General features: G+C 31.8%; 19 protein-coding genes. 9 read left to right on the top strand and 10 right to left on the bottom strand.

What is annotated here, in order from left to right:
* Positions 1-55 precede the first annotated feature (55 nt).
* Positions 56-478 carry a secondary thiamine-phosphate synthase enzyme YjbQ gene (locus tag AC1EUV_RS08500; protein ID WP_480198259.1) on the top strand — a complete coding sequence of 141 codons (423 nt, stop codon included), beginning with the start codon at positions 56-58 and terminating at the stop codon, positions 476-478.
* On the opposite strand, the gene AC1EUV_RS08495 is transcribed toward AC1EUV_RS08500, so the two are convergent.
* Complete coding sequence (locus tag AC1EUV_RS08495; RefSeq protein WP_480198258.1) at positions 475-885, bottom strand: hypothetical protein; 411 nt, start codon at positions 883-885, stop codon at positions 475-477. The two genes, AC1EUV_RS08500 and AC1EUV_RS08495, sit on opposite strands and share 4 nt — an antisense overlap.
* A gap of 368 nt (positions 886-1,253) precedes the next feature.
* Here AC1EUV_RS08495 and AC1EUV_RS08490 point away from each other — a divergent pair, with 368 nt between their 5' ends.
* The 8 genes from AC1EUV_RS08490 to lpxK all read left to right on the top strand — a co-directional run bounded on the left by AC1EUV_RS08490 (position 1,254) and on the right by lpxK (position 9,637).
* Positions 1,254-1,892, top strand: coding sequence for a peroxiredoxin (locus AC1EUV_RS08490; RefSeq protein WP_480198257.1), 639 nt, complete (start codon positions 1,254-1,256; stop codon positions 1,890-1,892).
* Positions 1,893-1,983: 91 nt separating this feature from the next.
* Positions 1,984-2,487, top strand: a complete 504-nt coding sequence (gene tpx, locus AC1EUV_RS08485) for a thiol peroxidase (RefSeq protein WP_480198256.1) — start codon at positions 1,984-1,986, stop codon at positions 2,485-2,487.
* A gap of 8 nt (positions 2,488-2,495) precedes the next feature.
* On the top strand, positions 2,496-2,864 hold the full coding sequence (locus tag AC1EUV_RS08480; RefSeq protein WP_480198255.1) for a diacylglycerol kinase family protein: 369 nt from the start codon (positions 2,496-2,498) through the stop codon (positions 2,862-2,864).
* A gap of 43 nt (positions 2,865-2,907) precedes the next feature.
* Positions 2,908-5,259 (top strand): FtsK/SpoIIIE family DNA translocase, encoded by a 2,352-nt coding sequence (locus AC1EUV_RS08475; RefSeq protein ID WP_480198254.1) that lies wholly within the window; start codon positions 2,908-2,910, stop codon positions 5,257-5,259.
* A gap of 1 nt (position 5,260) precedes the next feature.
* On the top strand, positions 5,261-5,908 hold the full coding sequence (lolA1, locus tag AC1EUV_RS08470) for an outer membrane lipoprotein periplasmic chaperone LolA1 (protein ID WP_480198253.1): 648 nt from the start codon (positions 5,261-5,263) through the stop codon (positions 5,906-5,908).
* A gap of 68 nt (positions 5,909-5,976) precedes the next feature.
* Positions 5,977-7,443 carry an LptF/LptG family permease gene (locus AC1EUV_RS08465; protein WP_480198252.1) on the top strand — a complete coding sequence of 489 codons (1,467 nt, stop codon included), beginning with the start codon at positions 5,977-5,979 and terminating at the stop codon, positions 7,441-7,443.
* A complete protein-coding gene (gene ribB / locus AC1EUV_RS08460; protein ID WP_480198251.1) occupies positions 7,436-8,581 on the top strand; it encodes a 3,4-dihydroxy-2-butanone-4-phosphate synthase in 1,146 nt (381 codons plus the stop codon). The genes AC1EUV_RS08465 and ribB overlap by 8 nt, the downstream gene beginning before the upstream one ends.
* A 27-nt stretch (positions 8,582-8,608) precedes the next feature.
* On the top strand, positions 8,609-9,637 hold the full coding sequence (lpxK, locus tag AC1EUV_RS08455) for a tetraacyldisaccharide 4'-kinase (RefSeq protein WP_480198250.1): 1,029 nt from the start codon (positions 8,609-8,611) through the stop codon (positions 9,635-9,637).
* Positions 9,638-9,657: 20 nt separating this feature from the next.
* Here lpxK and AC1EUV_RS08450 read toward each other — a convergent pair whose 3' ends face one another.
* The 9 genes from AC1EUV_RS08450 to AC1EUV_RS08410 form a co-directional block, all read right to left on the bottom strand.
* Entirely contained in the window at positions 9,658-10,206 is a 549-nt protein-coding gene (locus AC1EUV_RS08450) for a hypothetical protein (RefSeq protein ID WP_480198249.1), read from the bottom strand.
* A gap of 10 nt (positions 10,207-10,216) precedes the next feature.
* Positions 10,217-10,723: a hypothetical protein gene (locus AC1EUV_RS08445; RefSeq protein WP_480198248.1), complete on the bottom strand. Its 507-nt coding sequence runs from the start codon at positions 10,721-10,723 to the stop codon at positions 10,217-10,219.
* A 103-nt stretch (positions 10,724-10,826) separates the two neighbouring features.
* Positions 10,827-11,246 carry a nuclear transport factor 2 family protein gene (locus AC1EUV_RS08440; RefSeq protein WP_480198247.1) on the bottom strand — a complete coding sequence of 140 codons (420 nt, stop codon included), beginning with the start codon at positions 11,244-11,246 and terminating at the stop codon, positions 10,827-10,829.
* A 25-nt stretch (positions 11,247-11,271) separates the two neighbouring features.
* A complete protein-coding gene (locus AC1EUV_RS08435; RefSeq protein WP_480198246.1) occupies positions 11,272-12,975 on the bottom strand; it encodes a serine hydrolase domain-containing protein in 1,704 nt (567 codons plus the stop codon).
* 14 nt (positions 12,976-12,989) lie between these two features.
* On the bottom strand, positions 12,990-13,751 hold the full coding sequence (locus tag AC1EUV_RS08430; RefSeq protein WP_480198245.1) for a type 1 glutamine amidotransferase domain-containing protein: 762 nt from the start codon (positions 13,749-13,751) through the stop codon (positions 12,990-12,992).
* A 79-nt stretch (positions 13,752-13,830) separates the two neighbouring features.
* Entirely contained in the window at positions 13,831-14,742 is a 912-nt protein-coding gene (locus tag AC1EUV_RS08425; protein WP_480198244.1) for a helix-turn-helix domain-containing protein, read from the bottom strand.
* Between the two features lie 496 nt (positions 14,743-15,238).
* Complete coding sequence (lipA, locus tag AC1EUV_RS08420; protein WP_480198243.1) at positions 15,239-16,105, bottom strand: lipoyl synthase; 867 nt, start codon at positions 16,103-16,105, stop codon at positions 15,239-15,241.
* Between the two features lie 22 nt (positions 16,106-16,127).
* Positions 16,128-17,345: an Nramp family divalent metal transporter gene (locus AC1EUV_RS08415; protein ID WP_480198242.1), complete on the bottom strand. Its 1,218-nt coding sequence runs from the start codon at positions 17,343-17,345 to the stop codon at positions 16,128-16,130.
* Between the two features lie 33 nt (positions 17,346-17,378).
* Positions 17,379-17,939 (bottom strand): RNA polymerase sigma factor, encoded by a 561-nt coding sequence (locus tag AC1EUV_RS08410; RefSeq protein ID WP_480198241.1) that lies wholly within the window; start codon positions 17,937-17,939, stop codon positions 17,379-17,381.
* Positions 17,940-17,945 lie beyond the last annotated feature (6 nt).

Genomic DNA, 17,945 nt, shown 5'->3' with positions numbered 1-17,945 from the left:
ATTTACCTGTTTTAAAATAGAAATTTGATATATTGTAAATAGAAATTAAAATAAAATGAAATTTTTTCAAAAAGAATTTCGATTGCCCCCTTTTAGTAGAGGTTATCATTTAATTACCAATTTGATTTTAGAACAAATACCAGAGTTAAATCAAATCAATAAAGGTATGTTGCAGGTTTTTATAAAGCATACTTCTGCTAGTTTAACCATTAATGAAAATGCAGACCCGACCGTTCGACAAGATTTTGAAAGTCATATAAATATAATGGTGCCCGAAAATGCATCCTACTACAAACATACTTTTGAAGGCTCTGATGATATGCCGGCACATATAAAAGCTTCGCTTATGGGTACTTCTATTCAAATACCTATAACAAATGGAAGGTTAAATCTAGGCACATGGCAAGGCATTTATCTATGCGAACATAGAGATCATGGAGGCTCAAGAAAGTTGGTTATTACTGCTTTTGGGGTTTAAGAAATGGCTAGTTCTGGTTCTAAATAATCTTCCTCTTTTTCTTTAATAAAGAAATCTAATTTATAATGACTCTTTAAGATGTCACAAAAATTACTTCTAAGTTTTGGGAATTCAAGTAGCATTCCTTTAAAATCCTGAGCAGTTGTTTTATTCATAAAATACTCCAGAACTTTAGCCGAAGCGATGGTTATTCGTTTATTAAACTTAGTTCCGTCACCATGCTTTTCATCAAAATTAATAATCTGCCTACTAACATTCTTAATGGCTTGTTTAACTCCGAATTTTTTAATGTGAATATAGGCTAGTCGCAAATGGGCTTCGTGAGTGAAATAGCATTCAGGTAGGGTGCTGTTTTCACATTGTTTTTCAAACTCATCGTTGGTTAGAAGATGATGTTTTTCAGTCATAGTTGGTAGTTTAAGAAACTTAAACTTTTACAATAGCTTAGCGAATTTAGACTAAAATCTTTAAAACACAAATTTTTAAATGTTAAGAATCATGACATTAACTGTTTATAAATCTAATAACCTTGTAAATTACTAGAGCCTCATAGGAGAGTGTAAATTACTCTCTAAACACTGTAAACACTAAGAATAAGACTAGGATGAATCGTTAACATTTTTTATAATTAATTCAAAATAAGTTTGTTAAAAAATAATTATGGTAGTGTATAAAAGAAAGCTATTCTCTAATAAAAAAATGCTATAAAATAGTATCTCTACTCACTACCCACTTTGTATATTTGCCGCTTAAATTTTAAAAATCAAAAAAATAAATGGCTGTATTAGTAGGTAAAAAAGCTCCAGAATTTTCAGCTCAAGCTGTAATAAGCGGAGGTGTATTTGAAGAAAATTTTTCACTAAATCAATATATTGGTAATAAATATGTAGTGTTATTTTTCTATCCTAAAGATTTCACATTTGTATGTCCAACAGAACTACATGCTTTTCAAGAAAAATTAGCAGAATTTGAAAAAAGAAATACTGCTGTTGTTGCGGTATCTACAGATACTGAACAATCGCATTGGGGTTGGTTACAGTTGGCTAAAGACCAAGGAGGTATCAAGGGTGTCACGTATCCATTAGTAGCTGATACGAATAAAACAATATCAAAAAATTACGATGTCTTAGCTGGTGATTATTTTTATGATGAAAATGATAATTTACAAGCTACAGGTGAGTTGGTTGCTTATCGCGGATTATTTTTAATAGATAAAGCAGGTGTAGTTCGTCATCAAATTGTAAACGATCTACCTTTAGGAAGAAATGTAGACGAAGCAATTAGAATGATAGATGCTTTACAATTTAACGAAGAACATGGAGAAGCATGCCCTGCAAATTGGAATTCAGAAAAAGAAGGCTTAAAAGCAACACACGAAGGTGTGGCCGAATATTTTCAAGTAAATTACAATTAAAATATTAGTTTACTTTTATTGATCAAAACTCCCAAAGTTATTTGGGAGTTTTTTTATGTATTTTTGAATTTAACTAAAACAGAAACTAATTATGGCTTTAATAACATTAGGTGGCAACCCTACACAGACAATAGGCGATTTGCCAAGTATAGGTTCTAATGCACCAGATTTTAAATTAAGAAAGACAGATTTATCTATCAGTTCATTGTCAGATTATAGCGGATCGAAAGTGGTGTTAAATATTTTCCCAAGTGTTGATACCGGTACCTGTGCAGCATCGGTGAGACAATTTAATCAAGAAGCTGCTGAGTTAGAGAATACAAAAGTTCTTTGTATTTCTAGAGATCTACCATTTGCGCAAAGTCGTTTTTGTGGAGCTGAAGGAATCGAAAATGTAGAGTGTTTATCAGATTTTGATAATGGTTCATTTGGTAAAGATTATGGTGTAGAAATCATAGAAGGTCCTTTCAATAATTTGCATTCTAGGGTGGTAATGGTGTTAGATGAAGACGGAAAAGTGCTTTATACAGAACAGGTTCCAGAAGTAGGTAACGAGCCTAATTATAAAGCTGCGTTAGAGACATTGTACAACTAGGATATTTAATGAATAAAAATGATAATTTTTTTATCGGCAGATTAAAAAGTATAAAGTATGCATTAAAAGGAGTTTGGTTATTAATTACTACTGAGCACAGTGTTATGGTTCAGTTTTTTATTGCCATTGTAATGACTATAGTAGGTTATTTAATAGGATTATCTTCTACCGAATGGGTATTACAATTTCTAACAATAGGCCTAGTTTTAGTTGCTGAATCTGCAAATACTGCTATAGAAAAACTGTCAGATTTTGTGCATAGAGATTATCATAAAGATATTGGATTTATAAAAGATATTGCGGCTGGAGCCCCTGCCTTTGCAGCTATAATTGCTATAATAATTGCATGTATAATCTATATCCCTAAATTTTATTAATAGCTTATATTTTTATGTATTTTTGCGTGATATTGATGTATTAATGGCTAAGAAGAAAAGATCGACCTCTAAAAAGAAAAAGAGTAACGGTATCATAAGTTTTTTTAAAAATAAACAAACACACCTTATATTTGGTGTGTTTTTAATGCTGCTTAGCATTTTTTCATTCTTTTCATTCTTTTCATTCTTTTCAAATTGGCAAGTAGATCAAAGTCAATTATCACAATTTGCTGAACGCAATGAACAAGCTAAAAACCTTTTAGGAAAATTAGGAGCTCAAATAAGTCACTTTTTTATTTATAAAGGGTTTGGTATATCATCTTTTATTTTACCCATATTGTTATTTTTTACAGGATTGGTAGCAGCATTTAACCTCCAATTAAAATTACTTAGAAAAGTATGGTTTTGGGGATTGACTCTTGCAGTTTGGCTTTCATTAACATTAGGATTCTTTTTGCCAGAAAAACCTTTATTCGGAGGTGTCATTGGGTTTGAACTAAATCAGTTTTTAAATGATTATATTGGTAGAACAGGTGTCTTTTTAATATTACTTTTTAGTTTATTGGCTTATTTGATTTCACGATTTAAGATAACACCAGATTTAATTAAAGAAAAAATTCCAAAGAAAAAAACAAAAGATTTAACTTCTGCCGCGTTAGAAGATGTAACTGATGAAGGTTATATTGCCCAAGCTATTCATGAAGAGCCAACTTCAGAAATTGAATTTGCAGTCGAAGAAAAGGAAATAGATGTAAAACCAAGGATTGAAGAAAAACCAATTGAAATTGTAGAGTCAAAAGAAGAAGTAGCTATAGAAGTAGCTAAAACTTTTGAAGAAGATCAATTAGTTGAAAATCTATCTAATAAATTGGTTGAAGATTTTGGAGAGTTTGATCCTACTTTAGAATTATCTGATTATAAATTTCCAACCTTAGATCTTTTACGTGATTATGGTAACGAAAATATCACAATAGATCAAGAAGAATTAGAACTCAATAAAAATAGAATTGTAGACACATTACGAAATTACAAAATTGGTATCGCAAGTATCAAAGCTACAATTGGTCCAACAGTTACTTTATATGAAATAGTCCCTGATAAAGGAGTGCGTATTTCTAAGATTAAGAATTTAGAAGATGATATTGCTTTGTCGCTATCAGCTTTAGGTATACGTATTATTGCTCCTATTCCTGGAAGAGGAACTATTGGGATCGAAGTACCAAATAAAAATTCTACCATAGTTTCAATGAAGTCTGTGTTGTCAACACAGAAATTTCAAAAGGCAAAAATGGAATTGCCATTGGCTTTAGGAAAAACCATTTCTAACGAAACTTATGTTGTAGATCTTGCCAAAATGCCACATTTATTAATGGCTGGAGCAACCGGTCAAGGAAAATCTGTAGGATTAAATGCTGTACTTACTTCTCTGTTGTATAAAAAACATCCTGCAGAAGTAAAGTTTGTGTTGGTAGATCCTAAAAAAGTTGAATTAACTTTATTTAATAAGATTGAAAGACATTATTTGGCCAAGCTACCGGATTCTGAAGAAGCAATTATAACCGATACAACGAAAGTGGTACACACGTTGAATTCATTGTGTATTGAAATGGATGACCGTTATAATCTTTTAAAAGATGCTTATGTTCGAAATATTAAAGAATACAACGAAAAGTTTAAAGCACGAAAATTAAATCCTGAAAATGGTCATAAGTTTCTACCGTATATAGTTTTAGTAATTGATGAGTTTGCCGATTTAATTATGACAGCTGGTAAAGAAATAGAAACACCAATAGCTCGCTTAGCACAATTGGCACGAGCAATAGGTATTCACTTAATTGTAGCAACCCAAAGACCGTCGGTTAATGTGATTACCGGTTTAATTAAGGCAAACTTCCCGACAAGGGTAGCATTCAGGGTAACTTCTAAAATAGATTCAAGAACTATATTAGATGCACAGGGTGCTGATCAATTAATAGGTAAAGGAGATATGTTGATCTCAACGGGTAGTGATTTGGTTCGTCTGCAATGCGCCTTTGTTGATACTCCAGAGGTAGATAAAATCACCGATTTTATAGGCTCACAAAGAGCATATCCAGATGCACATTTATTGCCAGAATATGTTGGTGAAGAGAGTGGCACAAGTCTTGATATAGATATCGCGGATAGAGATAAATTGTTCGAAGAGGCAGCATATGTTATTGTAAATGCTCAGCAAGGTTCGGCATCTCTATTACAACGAAAATTAAAGTTAGGATATAATAGAGCAGGGCGCATAATTGATCAATTAGAAGCCGCAGGAATTGTTGGTCCTTTTGAGGGAAGCAAGGCCAGACAAGTTTTGATAAGTGATGTTATAGCTCTTGAAGAGTATTTAAAAAATGAGAAAATCAATTAAAATGAAAAGAATTTTTACACTATTATTTTTGGTTGTAGCAGTTAGCTTTACTAACGCTCAAAATACAGAAAAAGCCAAGAAATTACTGGATGAAGTGTCGGCTAAAATGAATACTTACAAAAACATGTATGTTGAGTTTAAGTACGTTTTAGACAATAAAGAAACGGATACACATCAAGAAACAAGAGGTAATGCGACCATGAAAGGAGATTTATACAATGTAAATTTCTTAGGAATAAATCAATTATTTGACGGCAAGAGAGTTTATACTATTAACCCTGAAGACGAAGAGGTTAATATTACAGCTGCAGATGCCGAAGATGATAATACATTAACACCATCTAAGTTCTTTTCGTTCTATAAAACTGGATTTACCTATGATTGGGCTGAACTTAAAAGCATCAATGGTAGAAAGATACAATATGTAAAATTAAATCCGATTGATAGCGATTCAGCAATAGAAAAGGTAATGTTAGGTATAGATGTGAATACTAAGCATATTTATAATTTAATTGAAACTGGTAAAAATACAACTGTAACTACATTAACAGTTACCAAGTTTAAAACAGATCAATCATTGTCTGGCAATCTTTTTTCTTTTGATGAAGCTAAATATAAATCGAAAGGATATCTTATAAATAGGCTTTAAAAAGAAGTCAACCACATTTTTAAAATTAAGTATTCTCTAACAAGAGAGTACTTATTTTTTGTTTAGTTTTGACATGTCAAAATCTAGATTTGAAGATTTTAAATAAATACATACTCAAGAGCTTTCTAGTTCCTTTTCTAGCTACCTTTCTAGTCATTCTTTTTGTATTAGTTATGCAAACATTATGGCTTCAGTTTGATAAAATAGCAGGTAAAGGAATTAGCATTGCGTTAATTCTAAAGTTTCTTGGCTATATAGCACAAATGATGACTCCTACTGCTTTGCCTATAGCCATATTGTTATCTTCTATTATGGCCTTAGGGAGTCTGTCTGAAAACTATGAATTTGCCGCTATTAAATCGGCAGGTATTTCTTTGCAAAAATTTATTAGACCACTAGTTTTATTAATGATTCTGTTAAGTGGCTTAAATTTTTTGTTTTTAAATTATGCGTTTCCAAGAGCGGCATTTAAATTTAAAAATTTGCTCTTAGATATGCAAAAAACCAAACCAGCTTTAGCATTAGTCCCAGGCACATTCAATACAGAAATTCCTGGTTATAGTATTAAATTTGCCGAGAAATATGGTGAAGATGATAACTTATTGAAGGATGTACATATTTATTATGACCTTGATAAAGGAAAATCTAATACTAAGGTTATAAAGGCAGAAAGAGGGGCAATAACTACTGAAGAAGGTAGTAAATACATGACCTTAGTTCTTGGAAATGGATATCATTATGAAGATATTATTCCAAAAAAGAGAACATATCAAAAAACCAAAAGCATGCCTTTTACAAAGTCTACTTTTAAGGAGTATGTGGTCAATATAGATATTTCTAAGTTGAGTGATTTAGATGCTGCAGAATATAAAAAGGATAGAGAAATGCTTAGTTTAAATCAATTAAGTTATTATACCGATTCTTTAAAGCAACCTTATGATGATTTTGTTACTAATAAAGCTGAAAACTTTTTTATAAGAGCTGGTGTAAAAGAAATGTACACAGATTCCTTATTCAAAAAAGGTTTAGAACCTGTAGTTTTAGAAAATTTTGATTCAATAAATAAAGTAACAATTTTAGACAATGCCATTGCCAATGTAGATAGAACTTTAAAAGATATAGAATCGTACAAAAAAACATTTAAGAATAAACAAAAATTTCTAAATGTTTATAATACAGAATACCATAGAAGATTAGCATTTTCATTGTCTTGTTTGGTATTATTTTTTATTGGAGCACCATTAGGGTCAATTATACGAAAAGGTGGTTTTGGTGTACCAATGATTTTAGCAATTACAATATTTGTTATTTATTTCTTTGTATCAACATTGGGTAAAAACATGGCACATTCTAGCACTATAACTTCCGTTTTTGGAGGCTGGCTTGCCACTTTAATTTTATTGCCTTTTGGTTTGTTATTAATGAAAAGAGCGACCCAAGACAAAGGAATATTTAATATTGATGTATTTTTACAACCTATAACTGATTTTTTCAGCAAGCTATTTAGATTTAAGAAAAGAACTAAAAATGATTAGTACTGTGCCAGAAACATTAAAGTTAAACACTATAAAAGAAGCCATTAGTGACATTAAAAATGGTAAACTTGTTATTGTGGTAGATGATGAGGATAGAGAGAATGAAGGTGATTTTATCGCTGCTGCGGAGGCGGTAACGCCAGAGATGATCAACTTTATGTCGATGCATGGTCGTGGTTTAATATGTGCGCCATTAACAGAAGATAGATGTGAAGAGTTAGATCTAACCATGATGGTACAAAATAATACCGTACTACATCATACGCAGTTTACTGTTTCGGTAGATCTAATTGGGCATGGATGTACTACAGGTATTTCGGCTCATGATAGAGCAAAAACGATTAAGGCATTGGTAGATGATACTACAAAGCCTTTCGACTTAGGAAGACCGGGACATATTTTTCCTTTAAAAGCAAAAAAAGGAGGAGTTCTACGTAGAACAGGTCATACCGAAGCAGCAATAGATTTAGCTCGACTAGCAGGATTTAAACCTGCAGGTATTTTGGTTGAAATTTTAAACGAAGATGGTTCTATGGCGAGACTTCCTCAGTTAATGGAAGTTGCTAAAAAGCATGATCTAAAAGTTATATCTATTGAAGATTTGGTGGCGTATCGCATGCATCATGATTCGTTAATTGAAAAGGTAGAAGATTTTAATTTACAGACACGTTTCGGCGAATTTAGACTTAGAGCGTACCAACAAACTACCAATAATCAAGTGCATATTGCTTTAACTAAAGGTGATTGGCAAGAAGATGATCCAGTGTTGGTTCGTGTAAACTCTACATTAATCAATAATGACATTATTCGATTGCTAACTACCAAGCCAGACGATAGTTTTAGTAGAATGTTCAAGATCATAAATGATCAAGGATCTGGAGCCATTGTATTTATCAATCAAGAAAATCAATCTTTTAATTTAGTTAATCGTTTAGGGTTAATCAAAGAGCTACAATCTGAGAACGAAACTCAAGTACCAAAAATGAAACTTGATGAAAAAGATTTTGGTATCGGAGCTCAAATCCTTCATGATTTAAATATTAGCAAGCTTCGTTTAATTACCAATGGTAAGTATATTAAAAAACGTGTTGGCATTATTGGTTACGGTCTAGAGATCGTAGAGAATGTAGCTTATTAATCTTTTTCATTTTGTATTTTCGTTGTTGTGAGTATACTTCGTAAAATACTATATCCGTTTTCTTTGTTATATGGCGAAATTACAGCTACACGTAATAAAATGTATGATAAGGGCGTACTAAAATCTACTAATTTTGATATTCCGGTAATTGTTGTTGGTAATTTAAGTGTTGGTGGTACTGGTAAATCTCCGCAAATAGAATATTTGATCAGGTTGCTTAAAAGTGGCTATAAAGTAGCTGTTTTAAGTCGTGGTTATAAGCGAGCTTCAAAAGGATTTGTGGTTGCAGACTATAACGCTTCTGCGGAAAGTATCGGTGATGAACCAATGCAGTTCTACACAAAGTTTAAAGATGAGGTAATAATAGCTGTAGATGCCGACCGGGTAAATGGAATTAATCAATTAAGAGAACAATTTAATCCTGATCTAATTTTATTAGACGATGCGTTTCAGCATAGAAAAGTAGAAGCTGGTTTTAATATTTTACTAACACCATATGATAATTTATATGTAGATGATGTTATGCTGCCTACTGGTGATTTACGTGAAAAAACTAAAGGTGCAAGTAGGGCGCAGGTCATTATTGTTACTAAATGCCCTGAAAAACTAACTGAAGAAGAACAATTTGAGATCACTAAAAAATTAAATATAGAATTAAAGCAAACAGTTTTTTTTAGTAAAATAGGTTACAATAATACTGTAATTGGAAATAGTGATGAAATTCCTGTTAAAGACTTAAAAGGTTGTAAAGTTTTACTAGTTACTGGAATTGCCAAAACAAAACCACTTACAGATTTTTTAAAGCAACAAGAAATTAATTTTGAACACTTAGAATTTAAAGACCATTATAACTTTTCGGATAAAGATTTTAAGAAAATTGAAAATAGTTTCGATAAATTAAAACCTGAAAAGAAAATCATTCTTACCACAGAAAAAGATTATGTTCGGGCGTTTTCTAATAAAGAGAATATATACTATCTGCCAATTAAGACTGAGTTTTTAGAGCATGGAGGTGATTTTAATGGGTTGATTAAAAAGCATATTGAAAACGTATAGCTGAAAACTAAGTTACTTTACTATTTCTCTTTTCCCCACTTTTCCCAATTAGGAGATTCTTTTTTCCAAAGCGGTATGGCTTCAATATCTAGTTGATTATTTGGGTACATAACATACCAAGTAGTAGCTGTATATCTATCTATGCCACCACCCGCAATAGTATCTTTAAAATAATTTGTCATAAACCCCATAGTATATCCATTAGTGCCAGCCATTTTGGTCCAATTATTTTGTGTTCTAAATCTAATTTTCAATGAATCATTCTCAATAACAGGTGCTTGACCTATTATGGTTTTGATTTGAGCAAAAACCTCATTTCCTTCAAAAATTGTTAAAAAATCTGCATTTGCTACATGCTCGACTCTGTTACCTCCCCAACCGATTCTTACGGGATATCCTAATCTAACCGCATCTATTAGCTTAGATTTATCACCAAAAATTGCCTTTCCAGATGCATCATTTTGAAATACTTTTTGCCATCCAGAATTAAAATCAAAAGTATTTGTTTGTTTTGTATTGCAAGAGAAATACAATGAAATTAAAAGAAGTAAAAAACATATTTTCTTCATGATAGTAGTTTTATTCTGAATATAGAGGCTTTAAACTTTTATTTGAACTATTAGAGAACCAAGTCACAATATGATTTTGAGGAATTCTTTTAATAAGAGTGTCATTTCGTCTATCATACCAAATAGCATCGAACTCACCTTTGGTTGTAATAACCACTCTCCATTCTTCTTTCAACTTAGATGGATTAACATAATTAGCGGATAGGTTTTCCCAGTCAATAGAAGATAAAACCTGAGGATCAAGATGTGCTATTACCTCTTCTCCATCTAAAACTGCCAGCCATATCGGCTCACTCAAATGTTCAATACTATGATTTTTCCCTCTACTTCCCCAACCAATTTTTATACCCGCTCCGTTTCTTATGGCATCCATAACATTGGCTTTTGATCCCAAAAGTGTGTTGCCTGTCTTATCGTTTTTATAGATGACATTCCATTCGGTAATACTATTCTTTTCTCCACAAGACATAAAGAAAAAGACAAGGAATATTTTCCAAAATGAACCAAACCTTTTCATGATAAATGAATTATTTTATAAAGTTAATCAATTAATATAAAGAGATAATTATTTAAAAGGGTCGTAGAAAATGAGAAAAGAAACGATGAAATAAACTTTTTATTTATTCAGGATAATTTTTAAAAGTGAATGATTTGTGAATAATTTTCCATTTCCCTTCTACTTTTAAGAGTAACATATAATCTGTGTAAATGCGTTTTCTGGTTGGCATTAGAATTTCTATTTTAGCCATGGCAGCATTACCTTTATAGTCAATTGAAATAACTTTCCCTATGCGGTTGCTTTTTATTCCTTCCTTAACGTTATTAATATATTGTTTGCCAGACCAAACTCTTAATGTATCGTTTGATGTGAAATAAAGATTGAAGTCTTCGTGGAAGGCTTTGCGTAAACGATCTGGATCACCATTGGCTGTACCTTCAATATAATCATACAATACGCGGTTTATTTTTTCTATTTCTAATTGAGCATTGACATTTATAAAGCCAGATATTAAAAATATAGTGAAGATGATTTTTTTCATTCTTTATAATTTTTCGTTAGCCAGTCTATTTGATTTTTGCTACATCCTTAACTGAGCTTGTCTCCTTTTGGAACCAGATGTCAGCGACACCACGAGTGGATAATTGAAACCCTGTAATGCTACCATTTGCATCTCTTTTGAATGTAAAAGAAGTAAAGTGTCTTTGATTTCCTGTGAATTGGTCAGGCGTTCTTGGGTCTAATTGGACAGGATCTAATCTTTTATGCATAAGTACAAGTTTTCCTTGATTAACAATAAGTGAGTAAGTCGTATTCAGAGTAGTCGCATAATATTTTCCAGTAAATGAGCTTAGGTCTTTAGTCCAGTTTGCACTAACATCATATGCAATCATATTAAAAGTATCATCTCCTACGATGACTGACATGGTTTTGGGAATTGCTTTAGCATCGAAATTTACTATTACCTCACTACTAGTGATCATTTTAAAAGAATTTTTGGTCAGAGGTACAAGTGAACTTTCATTGCCTTGACCTCTAAAATATCTTAAGGTATCATTGACCATATGAATTTTTCGGCTTGTATGATTGCTATTATCCCAATAATATCCTTCAAATGCTGAAAGCTGTTTTTTTGATAATTTTTTAGAGGTAATTTTAGTGGGTTCAACAGCTGATATAGGATTTAGGAAATCCGTAATGTAAAGTTCACTAACCCCAGTGGCTGCATATCCATTATAGGCGCCATCATTTCCTAGAACAACGACGGCGAGGTCATGATCAGGATAACGAATCAATTTACTAGCATACCCTCCTGCAACTTCGATATGATATAATTTTTTAGCTCCTCTGAAATCCCAAAAACGATGGCCACCGGTGTATAATGCCGTATTAATTTCGTTTACATTTTGTCCGTTAACAATAGAAAGATTGTCGAATTTTTCCATCATTTTATTCGTGCCAATTTTTGGGCTTTCGAGTTCTTTTAGCCAAAGACACATATCTCCAACGGTAGTGTATACATCAGATACTATAGTATGACCATTATTCATGGTTGAACTGGTAAACCCATCATTATGTGCAAAATATCCCTGGGCTTTGTTGGCTATTATGGTTCTATTAGTATCGAATGCAGAATTTGTCATTCCTAAAGATTCAAAAATTTCTTTAGTAATAAAATCAGGGTATGACATTTTACTAACCTTAGCAATGAGATCTTCAAGAATCATAAACCCAGCATCTGAATGACGTTGCACACTTCCACTTTTGGGCGCGGATTCTGCTTGATTCCGAATTTGACTATATGCCTGATCTTTGGTAAAAAGATCTTCCGTTTTCCAACCAGCAAGAACCTTGGAAACTTCATCATTATTTAATCCACCAGTATGATGTATCAATTGTTGTATAGTAACAGCAGATGGAAATGTAAGTTTAGGTAAGTATTTTCGAATATCATCTTGTAAAGAAAGTTTACCCCGTTGTTCCAATAACAATAGTGCATACACTGTGAATTCCTTACCTAGGTCGCCTATATGGAACTTAGTTTCTGGCGTAATTGGAATTTGATGTTCTAAATTAGCTAGGCCATAACCTTTGGTGTGTACTATTTTGCCATCGTTCAGAATGCCTACTGCTATACCAGGATTATTTTGAGTATTCCATTGAGAAAAAACTGCATCTATCTGAGATGCTGTGACTTTTCTTTTTTGAATCTCTTGTGAAAAAGAAACAATACATATAAAGAATAAAAATGATGTGATTAGATTTTTCATTTATAAAGAGGTTTTTATTGTTCTAATACTTTTACTATTTCTTGAGCTACAGAAGTTGCAGCGGTTGGATCTTGGCCAGTAATGAGTCTACCATCTACTTTATAGTAACTATCCCAACCTTTGTCTGAATACGAAAAGTTACCACCACGTTCCTTAATTATTTCTTCTATTGAAAAAGGAAAGGTTTTATAATATGCTGCTTTTTTATTTTCGAAAAGGTCAGGAAATCCATTAACTTCTTTACCAGCATATAAATAATTACCATCTGTATCTTTTACGTTTGCAAGACCGGCGGTACCGTGGCAAATAGCAGAAACAACCCCATTATTGCTGTATATAGAAGTAGTAATATTTTGAATAGTTTCATTTTCTGGAACTCCAAACATTGCCGAACCGCCACCTCCATAATACACTGCTTTATAATCATTAGGGTCAATATCTGATGCTTTAAATGTAGTTTTGAGTTTATTCATAAAGTTTACATCATATAAATACTGCTTTTGAAGAGCATCTGAAGTTTGTAGGTACCCTATTGGTATGGCACCACCACTTGGGCTGACAAAATCTACTTTATAACCTTTTTTCACCAAAACATCATATGCAAATACTATTTCTGCAAAATGATTGGCTGCATTCATATCTGTTTCCCCATAAGTATCTTGATTCGAAACAATAAACAAAATGTTACCTTTTGAAATATCATTTTCGTTTTCTTTTGATGTGTTTGAACAACCAACTAATAACACTGTTATAAATAGATTGATTAAATACCGCATTGCTAATTTTTTAAATTTTAGCTAATATGGTTCTAAAGAAGTAAAAATGATTTTTAACTTATAAATTAGAAGTTCGGATTTATAAATTGGAACTATTCTTAAATTGAGATGGAGTAGTGCCAGCTAGTTTTTTAAAAGTAGTAAAGAAAGTCGATTTAGAATTAAAACCACATTCATATCCTATAGCTTCAAGTGTTAGGTTGTCATTATTACCAAGCATATTTTTGGCCGCTTCAATGCGATATTCATTAATAAAGACAGAAAAGTTTTTACCTAAATTATCGTTTAATAATTGAGAAAATTGATGAGTAGTAAGGTGGATTTTTTTTGCAACATCAGAAGATTTTAAGTTAGAATTTTTAAATAATTCTTCTTCTGTTATCACTTGTTCTAGTTTTTGAACTAATTCATTTGCTTTAGATGAATCAATCTTTTTATCTCCATATTTATTAATCGAATTAAGTAAAATCGTATTCCTATTCTTCCCAAAGAATAAGAATAAAATTAGCAAATATAAAAGAAATGAAAAAGCAAGAGCACCAGAAATATAATTTATGAAGCTTCCAAAATAATACGAAGCCAGTATTAATAAATTACCAACTATAATACTTAGTAGCCAAATATCTAATTTTTCTAGCCTATTTTTTTCACTAAAAACTTTATTTATGATGGGCTTCATAACATGTATTGAAGCTAAAATATATAGAAACCATTGAATGTATATAGCTTTTATTATATATGGTCTCCAAAGTGATACATTGTGCTTAAATGGATATATATAACCGAATACAACCGCAATAGGTAGTAATATGGAAATATGATATCTCCAAGTAATTTTAATATTACTTTTAGGGTCAACTGCAGAGTTTATATAGAAGTATAAAAAAGGACCTATAAAGAAACAAGCAGTGAGGCCAAATTGCAAGTAGTGAAAAGAAAGGTCCGGATTAAAATGAAAGAAAACGGATTTACCAACTCGTATACTAACCATTAGTAAAAAAGCTCCTAAAAATTTATTCGAAATATGTTTAGGTTTAGCATAAAGCAAAAAATAGAGACTTAGAACTAACCCATTAAAAGCACCTAAGGCGCTAAAAAAAAATAAAAGTTCTCTGCTATATTCCATTAAATTTTTCTGTTTCTGAGTTTAAAGATATTAATTAAACTTAAAACATTGCAAATAAAAAACGCCCTCAGAAGAGGGCGCATTTCTTAACTAACTCAAATAATTCATACAATGAAAACAAATTAAGATATTTGCTTCACTTAGTATATATCAACTCTCGTGCCAAACTATAATTTAAAGTTAAATTCAATAAAAAAACGCCTTCGATCGAAGGCGTTTTCTTTTAACTAACTCAAATAATTTATACAATGAAAACAAACTTTATCAGATTGTATTCAATTATATAACGCAAAGTTGCGGCTAAAATTGTCTTTTTTGAGTTAATGAACAGTTAAACAGTTGTTATAGAACTGTTAAGGTTTTATAAAATATGCTTTTGAGCTTTATAAGAAGATCTTACCAATGCACCACTTTCTACATGCCTAAAGCCCATCTCTAAACCTATCTTTTCGTATTTTTTAAATTGCTCTGGGGCAATAAACTCCTTTACAGGAAGATGTTTTTTACTAGGTTGTAAATATTGACCAATAGTAACTACGTCTACATTATTTGAACGTAAATCTTCCATAGTTTGAATGACTTCTTCTTCTTTTTCACCTAAACCTAGCATAATACCAGATTTTGTTCTATTAATACCTTGATTTTTTAAGTATTTTAAAACAGCCAAACTACGATCATATTTTGCTTGTATACGCACTTCGCGAGTTAAACGACGAACTGTTTCCATATTATGAGAAACAACTTCTGGCGAAACTTCTATAATTCTATCTAAATTTTTGTGAATTAATTGAAAATCTGGAATTAATGTTTCTAACGTAGTTTCTGGATTCGCTCTTCTAATAGCTTTTACTGTTTCTGCCCAGATAATAGAACCTCCATCTTTTAAATCATCACGATCTACAGAAGTTACTACAGCATGTTTAATCTGCATGATTTTTATAGAACGGGCTACTTTTTCAGGCTCTTCCCAATCAACAGTTTCTGGTCTACCAGTTTTTACACCGCAAAAGCCACATGAACGCGTGCAAACATTACCTAAAATCATAAAAGTTGCCGTTCCTTCTCCCCAACATTCACCCATGTTTGGACAACTTCCACTAGTACAAATAGTATGTAAATTATACTTATCTACTAATCCACGTAGCTCTGTATATTTTTTCCCTACAGGTAGCTTTACACGTAACCACTTTGGCTTTTTTACAGGTTGTATTACAGGTGTTACAGACATAGGTTAAAATCGAAAGGCAAAGTTACAAATTCATTAGGTACCATATACCAAAACCGATAAGGAAAATAATACCCAAATAACTTAAAATTTTCATTAATATAGATGGGTGCCATTCTTTAGGTGTATGCTTACTAGAAATTAATTTAAAGTTGGCAATGGCATAAAATGGCGCAGTTAAAAAGGATAAAATTGTAGCAATCTTAACCATGGTAATCATATTAGAAATAAAGAATGATAAGATGATAATGGTGCCTAGAGATAAAAGTAGTATCCAAACTAAGTAATTTGATTTAAATTCTTTGCTGAATAATAATTCAGTTGATCTAGCCATAGCTCTAGGTGAAGCGTCTAGTGTTGTTAATGTAGTGCTAAACATAGTTGTAAAAGCTGCTATTGCAATAAAAATTGAAGTTTCTTTACCTAAATTTTCTGTGTAAAGACTAATGAGTTGTTGAGCAAACTTACCTGCCGAACTGCTAAATTGTTCTCCAGAACCAAACATAACCAATGCGCCCAAAGTGATAAAACAAGTGCCAAGAAATACTGTACCTATATAACCAATATTAAAATCGAAAAGTGCTTTTTTCGGAGTAAAATCTTCAGCAGTGGCTTTTTGTTTTTCTAATGCCCAAAGTGAATGCCAAGCAGAAATATCCAATGGTGCGGGCATCCATCCTAAAAAAGCTATTAAAAATGTAATCTCTAAAGTTCCTTTAGGGATTATCTGACTAAAATCAAATGAAGCATCTGAATTAAAAACTGCCATTACTAACGCAACTATTGTGCTTACGGTTAATGTGATGATAATAATCTTAATAAAATTATCTAAGAATTTGTATTTACCTATCATTAAAATTAATAAACAAATAATAGTGATAATTATGCTCCACGTAGTTAAATTTGGAGTGATGCCAAATAGATTAGAAGCTAGACCAGCAGTAACAATAGTTACCGCAGCTTGTATGGTAAACATTGTGGCGAATGTGAGGATGTAATATGATATTAATACACTTTTACCTAATTTTTTATAGCCATCTATTAAACTTTCGCCAGTAGCAGACGCATATCGAGGACCATATTGAAAAAAAGGATATTTAAATAGATTCACTAAAAGTAAAGCCCATAGTAAACCAAAACCAAAATCTGCACCAGCTCTTGTTGATTGTACTAAATGCGATACACCTATTGCGGCACCAGCAAATAATAAACCTGGACCAAGGGATTGTAATAGCTTCTTCATTCAAAAATTAAATGAAGTGAAAGTACTAAAATTTTAAGAATCAGATTTTTTAATAATCTCAGCTAATAGTTTTTTAGCACGTAGTAATTTAACCTTTACATTATTCATAGGTTCGTCTGTTTCTTTAGCTATTTCTTTATAGCTCATTTCTTGAAAGAAGCGTAGATTAATAATCTCTTGATAATGTGGTTTTAATTGCTTGATGTAAGCCAATAATTGCGCAAGATTTTGCTCTATAATTAATTTGTCAACAGGTGTAGGCTCTTCATCTTTTACATCATAGATTTCTGAATCCTCTTTGTCGATAGAAACAGTTTCTGTTTTTTGTTTACGTAATTGATCTATCAACAGGTTGTTTGCGATTGTCAACAGCCATGTTTTGAATTTATACTTTTCATCAAAAGAATCGATCTTGTCAAAAGCACGAGCAAAAGTTCTAATCGTAATGTCTTCGGCCTCGTTTTCATCATTAGTTTTGCTATCTAAAAATCGATAAACATCTTTCCAGAAAGTATTTAAGAGTAGGGTATAGGCTATCTCTTCGCCCTTCTTGGCACTTTGTATGGCTTCTATTATTTTACCTTTTTCGCCCATTACTTA

The sequence above is a fragment of the Maritimimonas sp. 2304DJ26-3 genome, from assembly GCF_056591635.1.
This window is presented reverse-complemented; position numbering and strand designations above follow the sequence as displayed.

What these genes read in the sequence shown, in the direction of transcription:
- AC1EUV_RS08480 (WP_480198255.1), top strand. Translation starts at nt 2,496, where the DNA reads ATGAATAAAAATGATAATTTTTTTATCGGCAGATTAAAAAGTATAAAG.
- lipA (WP_480198243.1), bottom strand. Translation starts at nt 16,105, where the DNA reads ATGTCTGTAACACCTGTAATACAACCTGTAAAAAAGCCAAAGTGGTTA.
- AC1EUV_RS08490 (WP_480198257.1), top strand. Translation starts at nt 1,254, where the DNA reads ATGGCTGTATTAGTAGGTAAAAAAGCTCCAGAATTTTCAGCTCAAGCT.
- AC1EUV_RS08425 (WP_480198244.1), bottom strand. Translation starts at nt 14,742, where the DNA reads ATGGTTAGTATACGAGTTGGTAAATCCGTTTTCTTTCATTTTAATCCG.
- ribB (WP_480198251.1), top strand. Translation starts at nt 7,436, where the DNA reads ATGATTAGTACTGTGCCAGAAACATTAAAGTTAAACACTATAAAAGAA.
- AC1EUV_RS08445 (WP_480198248.1), bottom strand. Translation starts at nt 10,723, where the DNA reads ATGAAAAGGTTTGGTTCATTTTGGAAAATATTCCTTGTCTTTTTCTTT.
- lolA1 (WP_480198253.1), top strand. Translation starts at nt 5,261, where the DNA reads ATGAAAAGAATTTTTACACTATTATTTTTGGTTGTAGCAGTTAGCTTT.
- AC1EUV_RS08500 (WP_480198259.1), top strand. Translation starts at nt 56, where the DNA reads ATGAAATTTTTTCAAAAAGAATTTCGATTGCCCCCTTTTAGTAGAGGT.
- AC1EUV_RS08410 (WP_480198241.1), bottom strand. Translation starts at nt 17,939, where the DNA reads ATGGGCGAAAAAGGTAAAATAATAGAAGCCATACAAAGTGCCAAGAAG.
- tpx (WP_480198256.1), top strand. Translation starts at nt 1,984, where the DNA reads ATGGCTTTAATAACATTAGGTGGCAACCCTACACAGACAATAGGCGAT.
- AC1EUV_RS08440 (WP_480198247.1), bottom strand. Translation starts at nt 11,246, where the DNA reads ATGAAAAAAATCATCTTCACTATATTTTTAATATCTGGCTTTATAAAT.
- AC1EUV_RS08415 (WP_480198242.1), bottom strand. Translation starts at nt 17,345, where the DNA reads ATGAAGAAGCTATTACAATCCCTTGGTCCAGGTTTATTATTTGCTGGT.
- AC1EUV_RS08495 (WP_480198258.1), bottom strand. Translation starts at nt 885, where the DNA reads ATGACTGAAAAACATCATCTTCTAACCAACGATGAGTTTGAAAAACAA.
- AC1EUV_RS08430 (WP_480198245.1), bottom strand. Translation starts at nt 13,751, where the DNA reads ATGCGGTATTTAATCAATCTATTTATAACAGTGTTATTAGTTGGTTGT.
- AC1EUV_RS08475 (WP_480198254.1), top strand. Translation starts at nt 2,908, where the DNA reads ATGGCTAAGAAGAAAAGATCGACCTCTAAAAAGAAAAAGAGTAACGGT.
- AC1EUV_RS08450 (WP_480198249.1), bottom strand. Translation starts at nt 10,206, where the DNA reads ATGAAGAAAATATGTTTTTTACTTCTTTTAATTTCATTGTATTTCTCT.
- AC1EUV_RS08435 (WP_480198246.1), bottom strand. Translation starts at nt 12,975, where the DNA reads ATGAAAAATCTAATCACATCATTTTTATTCTTTATATGTATTGTTTCT.